Origin of the sequence: uncultured Rothia sp., assembly GCF_963544205.1 — a bacterium.
Classification (GTDB): Bacteria; Actinomycetota; Actinomycetes; order Actinomycetales; family Micrococcaceae; genus Rothia.
Genome location: NZ_CAUUDY010000012.1, coordinates 1 through 16,388, shown reverse-complemented (window position 1 = coordinate 16,388; position 16,388 = coordinate 1). Strand labels below are relative to the sequence as shown.

Here is a 16,388-nt window from a genome sequence, read left to right as displayed (position 1 = left end):
TCGTCTCAAACTTTATGCCGGAAAATACAGCTTTAACTCTACTTCACAACACGCCAACCGCGAGCCGACAAATCGCGGACCAGCGCCTCATGAATAGACGGATTGACCGAGATTTCAGCCATACCCACCGGGGCACCCGTCGAGTGCTCCAGACGCAAATCCTCAAGGTTCGCGCCCAACTCACCAATCTCGGCAAGCAAACGAGCCAGCGTGCCGGGGGTGTCGTCCACCAGCACCGTCATCTTTGCAAACGCGGCGGGGGCAGTACCGTGCTTACCCGGAATACGGCTCACGCCCGCATTGCCTTCGCTCATTAGCTGCGCCAAATCCAGGCGAGCGCCGGAAGCTGTCGGGTTCTCCAGCGTCGCGATGAGGCGGTTCAAGTCATCACGCACCCCGTAGAGGGTCTGCACAATCGGGTCAGCGTTCGCCGCAAAAATCTGCACCCACAGCGTCGGGTCCGAGGCCGCAATACGCACCGTATCGCGCAAACCCTGACCCGCCAGGGACAGCGCATACAGCGGAGTGTCCTGCAGACGCGAAGCCAACAGCGAGCTCATCGCCTGCGGCACATGAGAGATTAGGGCAACCGTCTGATCATGTTCCTCAACGCCCAGAGAAGTCACAATCGCGCCCAGCTCCACCGCCACAGAACGCACCAGACGCACACACTCGGGGCGAACCGAATCGTGCTCGCAGATAATCCACGGACGCGCCTGGAACAGCTCACCGCGAGCAGCCACCGGGCCCGACTTCTCACGCCCAGCCATCGGATGCGAACCCACGTAACGGGACGCATCCGCACCCGAGGCAAGCACATCAGCCAGCGGCTGCACCTTCACCGAGGCAACATCCGTCACCACGGCGCCGGGGTAGCCCGCCTCCGGTCGAGGCGCATAGGTGTTCAACGCGCGAGCGCACACGGCACCGGCACTATCCGGAGGCGCAGCCACCACCACCAGCTGCGGGGCGAACGCGGCGCGCTCCTGCTCCGACAGGGTGGAGAAGCTTGTACCGGCGCCGATATCCTGCGCCACAGCCTCGGCGGTGGGTGAGATATCTTGGACGTACACGTCCTCGCATCCTGCCGCACGCAACCCCAAACCGATGGAGGCGCCCAGCAGACCCGAGCCGATAATGAGTACCGGCCCGGTCAGCGTTGAGTCCATGTGCAGCTCAGATGCGGAAAGCTCAGCGGGCGAGCTCATGACAACTCCTTAGCGTTATTACATGTCCACCGAAGCGAGCAGGTGACCGATCTCAACCTTGGAGAGGTTACGGACGGTGCCCTGCTTCTGCGAACCAATACGGATCGGGCCCATCTCAACGCGCACCAGGCGCTCAACCGGGTAGCCGACGGCGTCGAAGAGGCGGCGCACGATGCGGTTCTTACCGGAGTGGATGGTCACCTCAACGAGCACGTGGCCGGGGGTGGAGTCCACCAGCTTGAACTCGTCCACGCGGGTCACACCGTCTTCCAAGCGAATACCCTTCTTCATGGCTGCGCCGACGCCGGGCTCCATCGGGCCGGGAACCTGCACCAGGTAGGTCTTGGGCACCTCGTAGGAGGGGTGGGTGAGGCGGTTCGCCAGTTCACCGTCGTTGGTCAGCAGCAACAGACCCTCGGTTTCGACGTCCAGGCGGCCCACGTGGAACACACGCTCGCTCATGGAGGAACGCAGGAAGTCAGAGATGCAGGGGCGACCTTCGGGGTCTTCCATGGTGGAGACCACGCCGGCGGGCTTGTTGAATGCCATGTAGACGAGCTTGTCGTTGGTCTGAACGGTCATGCCGTCCACCTGCACGGTCACCTTGGAGGGGTCCACGCGCACACCCAGCTCGGTCACGACTTCACCGTTGACGGTGACGCGACCTTCGGTAATCATTTCTTCGCAGACGCGGCGGGATGCCACACCGGCCTGAGCCAGCAGCTTCTGCAGGCGCACGCCGTCGTGGTCGTAGAACTCGTAGTGGTCTACCGGGGCGTTACGGGGGCGGCGGGGGCGGTGCGGACCAGCGTAATTGCTGACGCGGTACTCGCCGCGCTCGTTTGCGAAGGCTTCGCCGGAGCGGTAGGGACGGCCCGGTGCGCGGCGTTCGCGCTTGGGCAGTTCGGTACCGCGGCCGCGACCTGCACGACCTGCGCCGAACTTCTTGTCACCGAGTTTCTTCTCGCCGAAGCCCTTTGCGCCGCCCTTGCCTGCGCCGCTCTTGCCTGCGCCGCTCTTGCCTGCGCCGGGGCGACCGCCGCGTGCGGATGCGCCCTTAGCGCCGGGCTTACCGCCCTGACCGGGACGACCGGCGCCGGGACGGCCACCGCGGGAGTTCTGGGGGCGACCGGATGCAGAGCGGCCGCCGCGGGAGGAGTTTCCATATGCCATGGTGTTCTTCTCTTTTCTGTCGTATAGTGCGAACGTTTCGGGCATTTCCCGAACGTTCGTTCGTCTTATTGGTTCGTTGTCGTTGTCTTAGTCGTTGCCCTCGGCAAGCACGGCGGCTTCCGTATCATCGGGCAGGAAAGGCGCGAGCGCCGGTAGCTCCTCCAGGGAGTTCAACCCGAGCTTCGCCAGCAGCAGCTCCGTTGTTTCGTAGAGGGTCGCGCCGCTTCCGGCTTCTCGACCCGCCTCACGAATCAGCTGCCGTTGCAGCAGCTGGCGGATTGCCGCATCCGCGTTCACGCCACGAATGGAGGCGACCCTCGCGCGGGTCACCGGCTGCTGGTAGGCAATCACGGCGAGCGTCTCATAGGCGGGCTTGCTCAGGGTCGCGCTCTTGGAGCGGGTTACGAAGCGCGCCACCCAGGGGGCAAAGTCGTCGCGGGCGTAGAGTTTCCAGCCTCCGGCGATATTCCGCAGCTGGAATCCGCGCGGTTCGGGTGCCACCCAGTTTTCGTCTTCTCCGTAGCCGCTTTCTTCGCCGTTGTACTCGCGGTACAGCTGGTCGAGCGCGTGCTCGACGGCTCGCTCATTGACGATGAGCGCGGCGGAGAGTTCTTTGACGCTCACAGGTGCTTCAGCAACGGCAAGGATCGCTTCGATGGCGCTTTTGACACCGCCGGGGATTGCCTCGACCTTGGAAAACTCGGCTTCGGCATCGACCGCCACACTGGGTGCGGTGGAGGGGCCTCCCGCCGGAATCTTCGCGGTTTTCGTTGCCGGTTTCTTCGACTCGCGGGGTGCAGGTTCCTGCGCTTCTTCCGTCTCTGGTTCCCCAGCTACATCAGTAGCCTCAGCTTCTTCAGCAGCCTGGGCTTCTTCGGTAGCCTCCGCTTCCAGAGGCGCTGCGGCTACCTCGTGCTCAGCCGGTTCAGATTCCGCAACAGTAAGCTCTACATCCTCTGCTACCGGCACCGAGTCAGCCGAGTCATCATCCGCGTTCGGGTCCCAGTAGCCCAGGTTCACGATGGCAAGGTCGTCAGGGGTAAATTCACGGTCAAACCGTGCTCCGTGATCACTCATGATCCTCCTCTACCTCGTGGGCTTCTTGGTCCTCGCGTACGCTATCCGATTCGCCCGTTTCTGCAGGTGCTTCACCGATTTCGTGCGCACCCTGTGTGCCTGCGGTGTCTGCAGTTTCTTCACGGATCACGAACTGTGCCGCGCTCGCGCTCGCACGTACCCGAATAGCTCCGAGCGGTGCGTCCTGTTCCATGTGCAGGGCACCTTCTTTGTAGAGCTCAAGCAGGGCGAGAAAACGAACCACCACGATTTCTAGTTCGCCGGATCCTTGAACCAGTTCGGCGAAGCTCAGTTCCCGCGCCGCGGTATCGAGCAGGCTGTGCAAAATGTAGTGTTCTTCAGCCGCGATGGTGGTTAGCGGAACGTGCAGGTGCTCGTTGAGTTCTTCAACGATTTCTTCGGGTTCCGGTTCGGGCTCTTTGGGGGTTCGGCTCAGCGCTGCTGCGGCGATGCGGGCGAACTCTTCGGCGCCTCCGGTGAAAACCAGCTCGGGAAGTGCCTGGGCGAATCGTTCTTCGAGGGCTACCGCACGGGGAAAACGCTGCGCTTCTTGCGACCAGCGTTCAGCAAAAATATCGGCGACTTCGCGGTAGGCACGGTATTGCAGCAGACGGGCGAAAAGCAGGTCGCGTGCCTCCAACAGTGCAACGTCCTCTTCGAGGGGTTCACGATGTTGCGGGAGCAGGCGTGCGGTTTTGAGTTCCAGCAGGGTTGCGGCGGTGACCAGAAATTCGCTGGCTTCGTCGAGTGCGCGTTCGGTGCCTTCAGCGTAGAGGGCGTGCAGGTATGCGAGGAACTCGTCGGTGACCTCTGCGAGCGCCACCTCGGTAATGTCGAGTTTGCGGCGCGAAATCAGGGTCAGTAGAAGATCAAAGGGACCCTCAAAATTACTGAGGGTGAGGGTGAAACCGCGTTCCGGGTTCTGCAGGCCGCGGCCCTCAGTCCGGGCGTTCGCGGCGGTGTCTGCATTCGGTGTCGGTACCCTCACGGCAGCGACGTTCGTGGTCATAAACGACCTATTCTCCTTAGGTTTATTCTCCCCGGCTTTTGTTGGTGCCGTCTCAGATGCGGCTTCTGCTTCGCCTATTTTTCGCGGCAAGCAGTACACGGGGTCTTTAGAATCCACACAATTATACGCCCTCTACCGGTGCGACTCAAGGGTGAGAGTCACCTCAGCAGAGGGCGTATAGGTGCAGGGGGCTTTAGCGTGCGCCGCCCTTGTAGATCAGTTCGCGTGCCACCTGGCGGTATGCTTCCGCCCCGGGGTGGCTGGAGGCGTAGCTGAGAATCGGCTCAGCGGACACCGATGCGTCCGGGAACTTCACGGTGCGCTTGATGACGGTGTCGAAGACCTTGTCGCCGAATGCGTCCACGATGCGTGCCAGAACTTCCTTGGAGTGGATGGTGCGGGCATCGAACATGGTGGCAAGCACGCCGGAGATTTCGAGGTCGGGGTTCAGACGGTCCTGAACCTTCTCGATGGAGTCGACCAGCAGCGCGACGGCGCGCAGTGCGAAGAACTCACAAATCAGCGGAATAATCACGCCCTCGGAGGCGGTCAGCGCGTTGACGGTCAGCAGACCCAGGGAAGGCTGGCAGTCGATGAGGATGACGTCGTATTCGTCGCGGACCTTGCGCAGTGCCGAGGCGAGAACCTGCTCGCGAGCCACTTCGTTGACCAGCTGAACTTCAGCTGCGGAAAGGTCAATGTTGGCGGGCAGCAGGTCGATGTTCTCCACGCCGGTGGGCAGGATGACGTCCTTGATGTCGACCTTGCGGTCCATCATGACGTTGTAGACGGTCAGGTCCAGTTCGTGCGGGTTCGCACCGAAACCTGCAGAGAGAGCACCCTGCGGGTCGAAGTCGACCAGCAGCACCTTACGGCCGCATTCTGCCAGTGCCGCGCCCAGGTTAATGGTGGAGGTGGTCTTACCCACGCCGCCCTTCTGATTCACCATAGAGATAATGCGGGCGGGACCGTGGCTACTCAGCGGAGCCGGGTCGGGGTATACGCGCAGGGGTCGGCCGGTGGGGCCGAGTTCTTGAGCCTGAGCTTCAGTCAATGGTTCACCTTCATCAATGAATTCGAAGTTTTAAAGTTTAAGCGTTGTCTATAAGGTTACCTCAAGAGCGGCTGTTCCGCGGATTGACGGGGTTTTATCCCCTCTCGTGAGCACGCGGATGCGCCATGCGGTACACCTCCATAAGCCCCTCGGGCGTGACCTTGGTGTACACCTGCGTGGTGGCGATGGAGGCGTGCCCGAGTAGTTCTTGCACCACACGAATATCGGCACCGCCCTGTAGCAGGTGCGTTGCGAAGCTGTGGCGCATGGAGTGCGGCGAGAAGTCGGAGCTGAGTCCGGCAGCTTCGGCGGCTTCTTTGAGGATGAGCCATGCGCCTTGGCGTCCAAGCCTGCCGCCTCGTCCGTTGACGAAGAGCGCGGCGGTGCCTTTACCGTGCGCTACAAGGGAGGGGCGGGCACGCACCAGGTAGTCTTGAATCGCTTTTTGGGCGTAGCTACCGATGGGTACGAGTCGTTCTTTGTTTCCCTTGCCGAAGAGACGAACGTAGCCAGGCAGGGTAATCTGGTTGCCGTCTTCGTCGGTGAGGGTCCCTTCAAAGTGTACGTCGTCAATATCGGCGTTGAGCATTTCACTCACGCGTGCGCCGGTGGCGTAGAGGAATTCGAGCATGGCTCGGTTGCGTAGCCCGGTGGCGGTTTCGCGGTCGGGTACGACAAGTAGCCGCTGAATATCTTCTACGCTGACTGCTTTGGGTAGGCGCTTGACGTTTTTGGGCGGGGTGACCGGTGCCGCCGGGTCGGTGGGCACAATGAGAGCGGAGACCCAGAAGGCGTGCGCTCCGCGGACTGCCGCCATGGTGCGGGCGATGGAGTTCGGGCCCAGCGGCAGGGGCAGGCTCGGCGCACCTTCAGCGGTTGGCGTTTCTGGCTCGCCAGCTTTCTCCTGCTTCCCAGTGCCCCTTTTTCCAGCGCGCCCGCTTCCTGTACCTCGCCCCGATTCGGAGGCAATCATCAGCGCCAGCGATTCTGCGGCTTCTTCCTGTGCATCCTGCTCGTTCTGGTTGTGTTTCTCCCCCGCGTCGAATCCGGCAAGGGGCACGGTGGGGGCAGCGAGTTCACGCATGAAGGAGCGTACCTGCGCGGTGGTGATGCGTTCGGGGTCAATGACGCCAAGAGTCGCCATGTAGGCGCTGTATCGCCGCAAATCGCGTGTGTAGGAGGCGATGGTGTGTTCGCTGCTTCCTCGCTCCACGCGCAGGTGGATGAGGTACTGCTCGATTGCTCTCTGCAACGGAGTCTGCGCCTCCTGGTGGGAAGCGCCCAGGGCAGAAGAACCCCTGCTAGAAGAACCCAGCGCGGAGGAACCGGCAGAAGAAGGCACGCCAAGCAGACCCGCGCCGCGGGATGTCTTGCTCGCCATGCTTTTAGCCTGCTTCACGCTATCTCCTCTGTCGGCTCTCTCTGTTGTTCAGGGTTGCCCCCAGGTAGGGGCTACTCCCCTCCCTTGTATTTGTTCTTAGTAATTGCGGAAGTTCTCCGGCTTTTCGCGGCGCTTGCCCATGTAGGGGTGGAACTCCCAGCCGCCCTCGGCAGGGCGCAAGCCTTCAAAGTTGTTCTGCGCCGCCGCGTAGGTGGCAAGCACCGCCTGGATAGCGAGCGCGTTGTGCACCTTTCCGCCCAGTACCAGCTGTACCGCCTCGTCGAGGGGCACCCAGCGGTAGGTCATTTCGGCTTCTTCTTCGGTGCGTTCGCTACGTTCTTCGGCGGGCAGCTCCGAAAGGTCGCGTGCCAGGTAGACGCGGCCTGCTTCGCTGGTTGCGCCGGGGCTGCTGAAGTAGTCGGTCAGAGCGTTCCAAGTCTTAGCCTGCAGGTCGGCTTCTTCGGCGAGTTCGCGCTGCGCGGCGACCAGGGGGTCTTCGCCGTCGATGTCGAGTAGCCCGGCGGGTACTTCCCAGAGATTCATGCGCACCGGGTGGCGGTACTGGTTGAGCATCAGCAGTTCGTTGTCCTCGTTGAGAACCGCTACGGCGACGGCGCCGGGCATCTCCACAACGTCGCGGGTGAGCACGGTTTTCTCGTTGAGTTCGTACTCTTCAACGGTCGTTTCGATCACGTAGCCGCTGTACTTCACGGTGCGGGTGCGGATAGTGCGTTCGGAGGGGGTGTCGATAATCTGCTGGTTATTGCTCATTCTTTCATTGTAGGCGGCTTCTTTGCCCGGTTACGTTTGACTCGTCAGCGGGTGCCGCAAGATAAAACACGCTTAAACGGAAGCATCCCGTTCTCCCCTGCGCGGGGTGAGCGGGATGCTGAACGTTTGTGCCTAAATCTTAGGCGCCGCGGCGCTCCAGGGCAGCCTTAATCAGGCCGGAGAAGAGCGGGTGCGGGCGGGTCGGACGCGAACGGTACTCGGGGTGTGCCTGAGTTGCCACGTAGTAGGGGTGTGCCTCTGCGGGCAGCTCTACGTACTCGACCAGCGAGGAGTCCGGGGAGGTACCGGAGATGAGCAGACCTGCTTCTTCAAGCTGCTCGCGGTACTCGTTGTTCACCTCGTAGCGGTGGCGGTGACGCTCTGCAACCTCGGTTGCACCGTATGCCTTAGCAACCTGAGAACCGGGAACAAGGTTTGCCTTGTACAGGCCCAGGCGCATGGTGCCGCCCAGATCGCCTGCACCTTCGACGAACTGCTTCTGCTCTTCGATGGTTGCGATGACCGGTACGGAGGTTTCCGGATCAAACTCGGTGGAGGATGCTTCGCGCAGGCCCAGTACGTTGCGTGCGTACTCAATGACCATGGACTGCAGGCCGAGGCAGATACCCAGGGTCGGGATCTTGTGCTCGCGTGCGTACTTGAGGGCGCCGATCTTGCCGTCCAGGCCGCGGATGCCGAAGCCGCCGGGCACGAGGATTGCGTCCATGTTGCGCAGCTGGTGGTCTGCATCTTCGTCGGTTGCGCACAGGTCGGCTGCAACCCACTTGATGTTGACCTTCACGTTGTTTGCGAAGCCGCCGGCGCGCAGAGCCTCGGAGACGGACAGGTATGCGTCGGGCAGGTCGATGTACTTACCGACCAGGCCAACGTTGACCTCTGCTGCGGGGCGGTGCACTGCGTCGAGCAGGCGGTCCCACTGGGTGAAGTCCGGTGCGGGAGCTTCAATGCCGAAGTAGTCGAGGATGTAGTCGTCGAGCTTCTGGCTGTGCAGGGTCTTGGGGATGTCGTAGATGCTGGGTGCGTCGGCGCAGGAGATGACTGCGTCGGTGTCCACGTCGCATGCGTTACCGATCTTGGAGCGGTGCGATGCGGGGACCTCACGCTCACAGCGCAGAATCAGACCGTCAGGCTGAATGCCCAGGCCGCGCAGTGCTGCGACGGAGTGCTGGGTCGGCTTGGTCTTGAGCTCGCCGGAGGGGCCGATGAAGGGCACCAGGGAGACGTGCAGGAAGAAGACGTTCTTGCGACCAACATCGCGGCGTACCTGGCGTGCTGCTTCCATGAAGGGCAGGGACTCGATATCGCCGACGGTACCACCGATTTCGGTGATGATGATGTCGGGTGCGTTGTCAATTTCCGCTGCGTGACGCATGCGGGCCTTGATTTCGTCAGTAATGTGAGGGATGACCTGGACGGTGTCACCGAGGTATTCGCCGCGGCGTTCCTTTGCGATGACGGAGGAGTAGACCTGGCCGGTGGTCACGTTAGCGGACTGGTCGAGGTTTTCGTCCAGGAAGCGCTCGTAGTGTCCGATGTCGAGGTCGGTTTCAGCACCGTCGTCGGTGACAAAGACTTCACCGTGCTGGAAGGGGTTCATCGTACCGGGGTCGACGTTCAGGTAGGGGTCGAACTTCTGCATGGTCACAGAGAGGCCACGTGCGCGAAGAAGCTGACCGAGGGAAGAGGCCGACAGGCCCTTACCGAGAGAAGATGCAACGCCGCCGGTCACGAAAATCTGGCGGGTTACCTTGTCGTTAGAGGACGCGTTCAGAGCGTTATTTTTTTCATTCACCACGGAATTTAAGCCTACCATTTTCTTGTCTGCTATCCAAGCAGAGGGTTATGCCGCGAGAGGATTCTCTCAGGCGGCTCTCCCTCCCCTATTTATCCTTATCACCACTGTAAACGGAGCTGGGGCTTTAATATTCCCGCCGCGCCGTGTAGAAGAACGTGTTGGAGCATTCACAGAGTATCTCACATCCTCTGCGCTCCATGCGTCGCTATCGGCCACCGGTGTGGGATGCACCGACAACTTTCTGAGGCGTTTTCGCGCTCCTCAATATCTTTAGTGGTCTATTCGCCGAAAGGTACCTCTTCCGAGCATTCGGTCGTCGCTATTATTCGCCGAGGTTTAGCGTCCTTGCGGCACTTCTCGACCGGCTGCCAGCAGCTCTCGGGCGTGTTCTCGCGCCGATTCTGATTGATCGTGACCGGAGAGCATGCGTGCCAGTTCCACCACGCGCTCCTCTTCGGAAAGTACCTTGACCTTCGAAAGGGACGCATCATCGTTCTTCAGCACCAGGATGTGCTGATCCGCGAAGGCGGCAACCTGCGGCAGGTGGGTGACCACCAGAACCTGCACGTGTCGGGCGAGCATGGCGAGGCGCCGACCAATCTCGATGGCAGCCTTACCGCCCACGCCGGAGTCCACCTCGTCGAAGATGAAGGTCGGGACCGGGTCTACTTCGGCAAGCACTACTTCCAGGGCGAGCATGACTCGGGAGAGCTCACCGCCGGAGGCACCCTTACCGAGCGGGCGCGGTACGGCGGTTCGGTGCGGTGCCAGCATGAAGGTCACGGTGTCTCGACCGTGCACCGAGAACTTTTCAGCTTCGGCGACCTCCACAACCAGGGAGGCGTTCGGCATGGCAAGAGCGGTGAGCTCTTCACTGACGGCGTCCGCCAGTTTCTGCGCGGCGGCACGGCGCAGGGCGGTCAGCTCTTCTGCTTGGGCGCCGAGCACCTTGCGTAGCTGCACCAGCTCGGTTTCGAGAGTTTCCTGTCGCTGCGGGTCGTCCACCAGAGTCTCCAGGCGTGCGCGGGATTCTTCCGCCCATTCGAGGACCTCGGCAATGTCGGCACCGTATTTGCGGGTAAGGATTGCCAGCTGGGCGCGGCGAGTTTGTACCTGCGCCAGGCGCTCGGGACCTTCAACATCCAGGGACGCCATGTAGGAGGACAGGTCCGAGGAAATATCGGTGGTCAGAATCAGCAGCTCGTTAACGCGCGCGGCGAGGGAGGCAAGCTCTTCATCAGCATCTGCCTGTGCCTGTAGCGCGGAGCGGCTTGCATCGAGCAGGCTCATGACGCTCTGCTCATCGCCGGTGGAGTATTCGCTACCGCTCAGTGCCGCGGAGGCGGTTGCCGACGCAATGCGTAGCGCCTCCACGTTCATGAGCTTCACCATCTCGGCTTTGAGCTCTTCTTCTTCCCCTGCCTGCGGGTTGACGGCACTGATTTCTTCGAGGGCGCCCTGCAGGGTCTGCGCTTCGAGGGCGCGTGCCCGAGAATTTTCGCGCACCTCCTTCAGCTCCGCAGCGGCAGCACGGTATCGCTCGTAGTTTTCGCGGTACTTCTCAAGCAGGTTGGCGAGCTCTTCACCGGCGTACAGGTCGAGGGACTGGCGCTGCTCCGCCGCAGATTTGAGGCGCAACTGATCGGACTGGCCATGGACTGCAACAAGAGTCTGACCAATCTGAGACAGAGTTCCGATGGGCGCGGAGCAGCCACCGACGTGAGCGCGGGAGCGTCCCGAGGCATTGACGGTGCGTGCCAGAAGCAGTTCGGAGGTCTGTTCGTCGATATCCTCAGCGGTGCCGCCGGCTTCTTCGGCAAGCTCGAGGGCGCGGTGCCCGTGGGGCAGACGAATCACTGCTTCGGCGAGGGCGCTCTTGGCACCGTTGCGCACGCTGGATGCGTCGGATCGGGCGCCCAGGAGCATGCCGAGGGCGGTGACGACCATGGTTTTACCTGCGCCGGTTTCACCGGTCAGCACGGAGAATCCGGGTTCGAGGGGGAGCCTCGCATCGGTGATGATGCCGAGGTCTCGAATATGGATTTCCTCAATCACGAACGTTCATTCCTTTTCTTTAGTGCTTCTCGGTATCCTGCGGGCCGCGCCAGCCACGGATCGGAAGCTCAAATTTACGCACCAGTCGCTCCGAGAAGGGAGCCGGGTGAATACGGGCGAGCAGCACCGACTTTTCGGAGCGTCGCACCTCAATACGGGAGCCAGGGTCCAGCTCCACGGTTCGGCGGCCATCGCACCAGAGCACGCCGGAGGCGCCGTTTCCGGGCATCATTTCTACCGCCAGGGTGGAGGTCGGCGCCGCTACCAGCGGACGCGCAAAGAGCGCGTGAGCCGAGAGCGGCACCATGAGAATCGCTTCAACTTCGGGCCAGACGACCGGGCCACCACCGGAGAAAGCGTAGGCAGTCGAACCGGTGGGGGTTCCCATGACCACGCCGTCACAGCCGAAGCTGCTGAGCGGGCGGCAGTCCACCTCAATAATGACTTCAATCATTTTTTCGCGGTTACCCTTTTCGACGCTGGCTTCATTCAGCGCCCAGTCGCTGTGCACGCGCTTACCGTCGTTCCAAACCTCCACGTCGATTGCCATGCGTTCTTCAACGGTGTATTCGTTGTTGACGATGCAGCGAACGGTTTCGTTCAGGTCGCTCTCTTCGGATTCGGCAAGGAAGCCGACGTGTCCCAAGTTCACGCCAATGAGCGGAATGCTGGTTCGGCGCACCATTTCGGCAGCGCGAAGAATTGAACCGTCACCGCCGAGCACCACACCGAGTTCGATATCGATGAGCGCCACGGATTCGTGCACGACCTGCACGGGGACGGGCTCGTCCCAGTTTTCACTCAGAGTCTCCAGATCAGAGCGAGTCATGACGGGCGCAAGTCCCGCTTCATAGAGCTGGGTGCACGCCTGGCGGGCGGCATCTCGTGCTTCTTTTCGTCCCACGTGGGCGAAGACAAGAATCTTTCGGTGATGCTGCCCTGCAGAGTCCCCGTAAGCATGGCGTGCGCCAGTAGCAGCTGCCTGCACGACCGCCTCCTGCGTTGCACGGCTTTCTTGTTCTGCCATTACGACTCTCTCCCATCGGGTGTTGAGATGGTGTATCTACACCTATCATACCGAATATGTTCTCGAAGATTTCCTAAAGTACCCTATTTTTAGAAAATTATTTCGAATAACATATAGCTGAGGTGTACTCCAAAAGTAACTATGAATAGCGCAGCAGCCTGAGAAAGCCGCGCCCTCAACACGTCTTGCGTTACCGGGCGGCTTTTCTCAGACTGCCTATAGCACTATTTATTTTCGGCACCAGAGGAAGTACTCCACGTTGCCGTCCTGTCCGGGGAGCGGGCTGGGTTCCATACCCATCACGCGCAATCCGTGACTCTCCGCAGACGCCTGGACCTTCTCCACTGCTTCACGGCGGGCGGACTCTTCGTACACCACTCCCCCGCGTCCGATGCGGTGCTTACCGACCTCGAACTGCGGTTTGACCATGAGCACCAGGTCGCCGCCGGTTTCGGTAGCGTTCGCTAGCGCCTCCATGACCAGGGTCAGCGAGATGAACGACAGATCGGAGACCGTCAGCTCAACCTGCCCGCCAATATCTTCGGGCTTCATATAGCGAACGTTGAGTCCCTCGTACACGCCGACTCGGGGTTCTTCGCGTAGTGCATCCACGAGCTGTCCGTGTCCCACATCCACGGCAGCCACGTGGGCGGCTCCTCGACGAAGCAGCACGTCGGTAAAGCCTCCGGTGGAGGCACCCGCGTCCAGGCAACGCTTGCCTTCCACCTCAATATCGGGGAACGCGTCGAGGGCACCGGCGAGCTTGTGGCCTGCGCGGCTGACGTATTCGGTCAGCTCGCTCTGGCGCACGTAGAGGGTGTCCTCCGGGCCCACGATCATAGATGCCTTGCGTGCAACCTTGCCGTTGACTTGCACGTCTCCTGCCGCGATGAGTTTTGCGGCGAGGGTTCGGGAGCTCACGAATCCGGCTTCGACCAGGTATTTATCGAGGCGCACGTATCCTTGTCTTCTTTCTGTCGTCGTCTGGTGACGGGGTTATCTAGTAACGGTGAACCCTCAGACGATAACGTTCTGAGGGTTCACCGCCGCAAGCTAGGAGAGGTTTTCGAGGTCCTTTTCCAGTTGCTCGCTCATCGTTTCGAGGCGCTTGACGCGCTCTACAGGGTCCATGGCGAGGGTCGCCGCCAGCTGACGCTCGAATTCTGCGTCAAGCTCAGTGGTTTCCGCCGCTTTGTTGTTAGTGTCCTGGTTCTTAGGCACCGGGAATCCCCTGGATGTTCGGGCGTGCGCCCTGTTCGGGGTTTGCCGCCCACCATGCTGCGCAGGCTACGCGCCATGCTTCGGCTTCGCTCTCGCTGCCTGCGAATGCTTCGGCGTCTTCTACCTCGGGGCCGGTCAGGCTCAGGTTTTCTCCACGGACGCGTGCCTGCCAGGTGGGGCCGGTTGCGGTGACTTCGTAGCCTTCGTAGAGCACCTCAATTTCGGGGTAGGGTGCGAAGAAGTCCTCGAGGGTGCGAAGAACATAGGTCGGACGCTGGTTCGGTACGGCCTCAATGACGTCCTGGTAGGTCTGCACGCCGGTGAGGACGAGTGCGCCGTCCATCTTAGCGTTGTTGGCGCCGAGAATGTCGGTGTCCAGGCGGTCACCCACGATGACGGGGCGGCTGGAGTTCACGGCCTTTGCTGCGGTGTGGAAGATGGGCGCTTCGGGCTTGCCCGCGACAAGCGGAGTACGACGGGAGGCGGTTGCCACTGCTGCAACGAGGGTTCCGTTACCGGGCGCCTGACCGCGTTCCTTGGGGATGGTCTGGTCGGTGTTGGTCGCGATCCACAGCACCTCGGGGTTTGCGAGGGTGTAGGCGGCTTCCGCGAGGTCTTCCCAGCCCATCTTCGGGTTGAAGCCCTGGATGAGGGCTACGGGACCTTCGGCTTCGGTGCGTACGGGTTCCAGACCTGCGTCGCGCACACAGTCGGCAAGGGCATCGGTGCCGGTGATGAGCACCTTGGAGCCTGCGGGTACGTGCTGCGCGAGCAGCGCGGCGCCAGCCTGTGCAGAGCTGACGACTCGTTCTGCTCGGGTGTGTACGCCCAGTTCGCGCAGGTGTTCTGCTACGGATTCTACGGATCGGGATGCGTTGTTGGTGACGAAGATGACCGGTACGTTGAGCTCTTCTTCGGCGCGGTTGAGGGCTTCGGGTGCGCCTTCAATGGCGAAGGGGCCCGCGTAGACCACGCCGTCCAGATCGGAGAGGAGGGCATCGTAGCGGGATAGGAGTGCGTTCGTGGTCATAGAGTGTTCCTCTCGGGGTCTCTGGCGGTTGTCGCTATTAATCGTACCTGTTAGACACTCACCCGTAGGTGCCTTCCGGAGATTATGTGCAAAACCGCTGGACGCTCTCCCCTATTCAGGGGCGCGTCCAGCGGTTGCTGACACTTAGGTCAAGTATTCAGAATTCTTAGATTCTCTGCAGTCTTATTCTGCGGAAGTTTCCTCTGCTTCTTCAGCCTCGGGCTCAGCAGCTTCGGTCTTCTCGCCCTCAGCTGCCTCTTCCTGAGCCTCATGTGCTTCTTCTTCTGTGGAAGCTTCAACAGTCTCTTCTGCGGGCTCAGTGATTTCTACAGACTTCTCTTCCTTTTCGAAGAGGCCTGCTTCACCGAACATATCGAAGATTTCGGGTTCTGCGAAGTTACCCTGGCCCAGTGCTGCTTCCGCCATGAAGGCGAGGCGCGCCCAGCGTTCTGCTTCCTGGTTACGGCCTGCGTTAGCCAGCGCGTCGGAGTATGCGCTGAAGAGGCGGGGGCTGTATTCGAAGGCGCGCTTGGGGTTCAGCTGAGGAATCTGCAGCGCTACAACAGCTTCAGACTTCTTGCCCTGATCGCTGAGGATACCGGATTCAACGATGGCAAGCTCTACGCGCACGTTGGCGGGCAGCTCTTCCTTCTTGAATTCAGCAATCATTTCCTGTGCCTTGGGCAGGCGGCCGAGCGCACGTTCGCAGTCCACCAGCAGTGCCAGGTGGTCTACGGAGCCACTGATACGGCGGTGGGTGCGCAGTTCGCGCAGCGCCAGTTCGAAGTCTTCTGCCACGTATGCGGCTACGCCGACTGCTTCGCGTACTGCGGCAATACGGCCTGCACTGCGGGATGCAGCAACGGCGTGTTCCAGCGCGAATTCGGGGTCGATGTCGAGGTATCGACCGGCCATGGCGAGGTGCTTTGCAACGGTTTCAGCGTTGCGGGGCTCCAGGGCACGCAGCTGGCGGAAGGTTGCGCCGTCTAGCTCGCGACCGGTGATGTCGTCGTCAATTTCCGGTGCCTTGGGCTTTGCGGGGCGGTAGCCTGCACGGCCACCGATGCTGCGTACTTCTTCGCGGGGTGCTTCAGTCTCGGGACCGTTGGAGCGAGGTGCCTTGGATCGGGAGTCGGAGCGACGACCGTCGAACTTCTTGCCTCCGCGGTCGTTACGCTTGAAACCGCCCTTGCCGCCAAAGTTCTTGCCGCCCTTCTTGGAGCGGAAGTCCTTTCCTCCGCTGTTCTTGCGGTGCTGGCGGGGGCCGGAGCCGTTAGACTCGTGACGGGGGGTCTCAGACATGAATCTCCTTGGGAGGTATCCGCCAGTGTGGGCGGGTAGGGTATGCAGTCGATTCGGGCGAACCGCTGCCTGAGGCATCAACTCTATGAGGGGTGCTTAGATGCACCCGCTAATGCCTAAACATAAGCCATACCATTCTAGTATAGAGAACACCTTCCGTGCACCCGTACTGATGGGATGTTAAAGACAAATGGGGAGGCGGTTAGGCCTCCCCAAACAAAAATAGCCCCGGCAAAGCCGGGGCTACTCAACAATAAAGCGGCA

Annotated in this window: 14 protein-coding genes; all 14 read right to left on the bottom strand. The window is 61.2% G+C overall.

What is annotated here, in order from left to right; all coding sequences use genetic code 11:
• Window positions 1-38: 38 nt before the first annotated feature.
• On the bottom strand, window positions 39-1,208 hold the full coding sequence (locus tag RWZ58_RS06745) for a prephenate dehydrogenase (RefSeq protein ID WP_314658109.1): 1,170 nt from the start codon (window positions 1,206-1,208) through the stop codon (window positions 39-41).
• A gap of 18 nt (window positions 1,209-1,226) precedes the next feature.
• Window positions 1,227-2,381 carry a pseudouridine synthase gene (locus tag RWZ58_RS06740; RefSeq protein ID WP_314658108.1) on the bottom strand — a complete coding sequence of 385 codons (1,155 nt, stop codon included), beginning with the start codon at window positions 2,379-2,381 and terminating at the stop codon, window positions 1,227-1,229.
• Between the two features lie 87 nt (window positions 2,382-2,468).
• Window positions 2,469-3,458, bottom strand: a complete 990-nt coding sequence (gene scpB, locus RWZ58_RS06735; RefSeq protein WP_314658107.1) for an SMC-Scp complex subunit ScpB — start codon at window positions 3,456-3,458, stop codon at window positions 2,469-2,471.
• A complete protein-coding gene (locus RWZ58_RS06730) occupies window positions 3,451-4,467 on the bottom strand; it encodes a ScpA family protein (protein WP_314658106.1) in 1,017 nt (338 codons plus the stop codon). The genes scpB and RWZ58_RS06730 overlap by 8 nt, the downstream gene beginning before the upstream one ends.
• A 193-nt stretch (window positions 4,468-4,660) precedes the next feature.
• Complete coding sequence (locus RWZ58_RS06725; RefSeq protein WP_005506637.1) at window positions 4,661-5,521, bottom strand: ParA family protein; 861 nt, start codon at window positions 5,519-5,521, stop codon at window positions 4,661-4,663.
• Between the two features lie 94 nt (window positions 5,522-5,615).
• The gene (locus RWZ58_RS06720) at window positions 5,616-6,920 is read right to left on the bottom strand and encodes a tyrosine recombinase (RefSeq protein ID WP_314658105.1); all 1,305 of its coding nucleotides are present in this window, start codon (window positions 6,918-6,920) and stop codon (window positions 5,616-5,618) included.
• A 78-nt stretch (window positions 6,921-6,998) separates the two neighbouring features.
• A complete protein-coding gene (locus RWZ58_RS06715) occupies window positions 6,999-7,673 on the bottom strand; it encodes an NUDIX hydrolase (RefSeq protein WP_314658104.1) in 675 nt (224 codons plus the stop codon).
• 139 nt (window positions 7,674-7,812) lie between these two features.
• Window positions 7,813-9,507, bottom strand: coding sequence for a CTP synthase (locus RWZ58_RS06710; protein ID WP_314658103.1), 1,695 nt, complete (start codon window positions 9,505-9,507; stop codon window positions 7,813-7,815).
• Window positions 9,508-9,825: 318 nt separating this feature from the next.
• The gene (gene recN, locus RWZ58_RS06705) at window positions 9,826-11,544 is read right to left on the bottom strand and encodes a DNA repair protein RecN (protein WP_314658102.1); all 1,719 of its coding nucleotides are present in this window, start codon (window positions 11,542-11,544) and stop codon (window positions 9,826-9,828) included.
• Window positions 11,545-11,563: 19 nt separating this feature from the next.
• Entirely contained in the window at window positions 11,564-12,571 is a 1,008-nt protein-coding gene (locus tag RWZ58_RS06700; RefSeq protein ID WP_314658101.1) for an NAD kinase, read from the bottom strand.
• Window positions 12,572-12,799: 228 nt separating this feature from the next.
• Window positions 12,800-13,528, bottom strand: coding sequence for a TlyA family RNA methyltransferase (locus RWZ58_RS06695; RefSeq protein WP_314658100.1), 729 nt, complete (start codon window positions 13,526-13,528; stop codon window positions 12,800-12,802).
• A 96-nt stretch (window positions 13,529-13,624) separates the two neighbouring features.
• Entirely contained in the window at window positions 13,625-13,792 is a 168-nt protein-coding gene (locus RWZ58_RS06690; protein ID WP_314658099.1) for a GTPase, read from the bottom strand.
• On the bottom strand, window positions 13,785-14,822 hold the full coding sequence (locus RWZ58_RS06685) for an HAD-IIA family hydrolase (protein ID WP_314658098.1): 1,038 nt from the start codon (window positions 14,820-14,822) through the stop codon (window positions 13,785-13,787). The genes RWZ58_RS06690 and RWZ58_RS06685 overlap by 8 nt, the downstream gene beginning before the upstream one ends.
• 183 nt (window positions 14,823-15,005) lie before the next feature.
• Window positions 15,006-16,124 carry a hypothetical protein gene (locus tag RWZ58_RS06680; RefSeq protein WP_314658097.1) on the bottom strand — a complete coding sequence of 373 codons (1,119 nt, stop codon included), beginning with the start codon at window positions 16,122-16,124 and terminating at the stop codon, window positions 15,006-15,008.
• Between the last annotated feature and the right edge of the window lie 264 nt (window positions 16,125-16,388).

What these genes read in the sequence shown, in the direction of transcription:
- scpB (WP_314658107.1), bottom strand. Translation starts at nt 3,458, where the DNA reads ATGAGTGATCACGGAGCACGGTTTGACCGTGAATTTACCCCTGACGAC.
- RWZ58_RS06745 (WP_314658109.1), bottom strand. Translation starts at nt 1,208, where the DNA reads ATGAGCTCGCCCGCTGAGCTTTCCGCATCTGAGCTGCACATGGACTCA.
- RWZ58_RS06680 (WP_314658097.1), bottom strand. Translation starts at nt 16,124, where the DNA reads ATGTCTGAGACCCCCCGTCACGAGTCTAACGGCTCCGGCCCCCGCCAG.
- RWZ58_RS06715 (WP_314658104.1), bottom strand. Translation starts at nt 7,673, where the DNA reads ATGAGCAATAACCAGCAGATTATCGACACCCCCTCCGAACGCACTATC.
- RWZ58_RS06710 (WP_314658103.1), bottom strand. Translation starts at nt 9,507, where the DNA reads ATGGTAGGCTTAAATTCCGTGGTGAATGAAAAAAATAACGCTCTGAAC.
- RWZ58_RS06700 (WP_314658101.1), bottom strand. Translation starts at nt 12,571, where the DNA reads ATGGCAGAACAAGAAAGCCGTGCAACGCAGGAGGCGGTCGTGCAGGCA.
- RWZ58_RS06685 (WP_314658098.1), bottom strand. Translation starts at nt 14,822, where the DNA reads ATGACCACGAACGCACTCCTATCCCGCTACGATGCCCTCCTCTCCGAT.
- RWZ58_RS06740 (WP_314658108.1), bottom strand. Translation starts at nt 2,381, where the DNA reads ATGGCATATGGAAACTCCTCCCGCGGCGGCCGCTCTGCATCCGGTCGC.
- RWZ58_RS06730 (WP_314658106.1), bottom strand. Translation starts at nt 4,467, where the DNA reads ATGACCACGAACGTCGCTGCCGTGAGGGTACCGACACCGAATGCAGAC.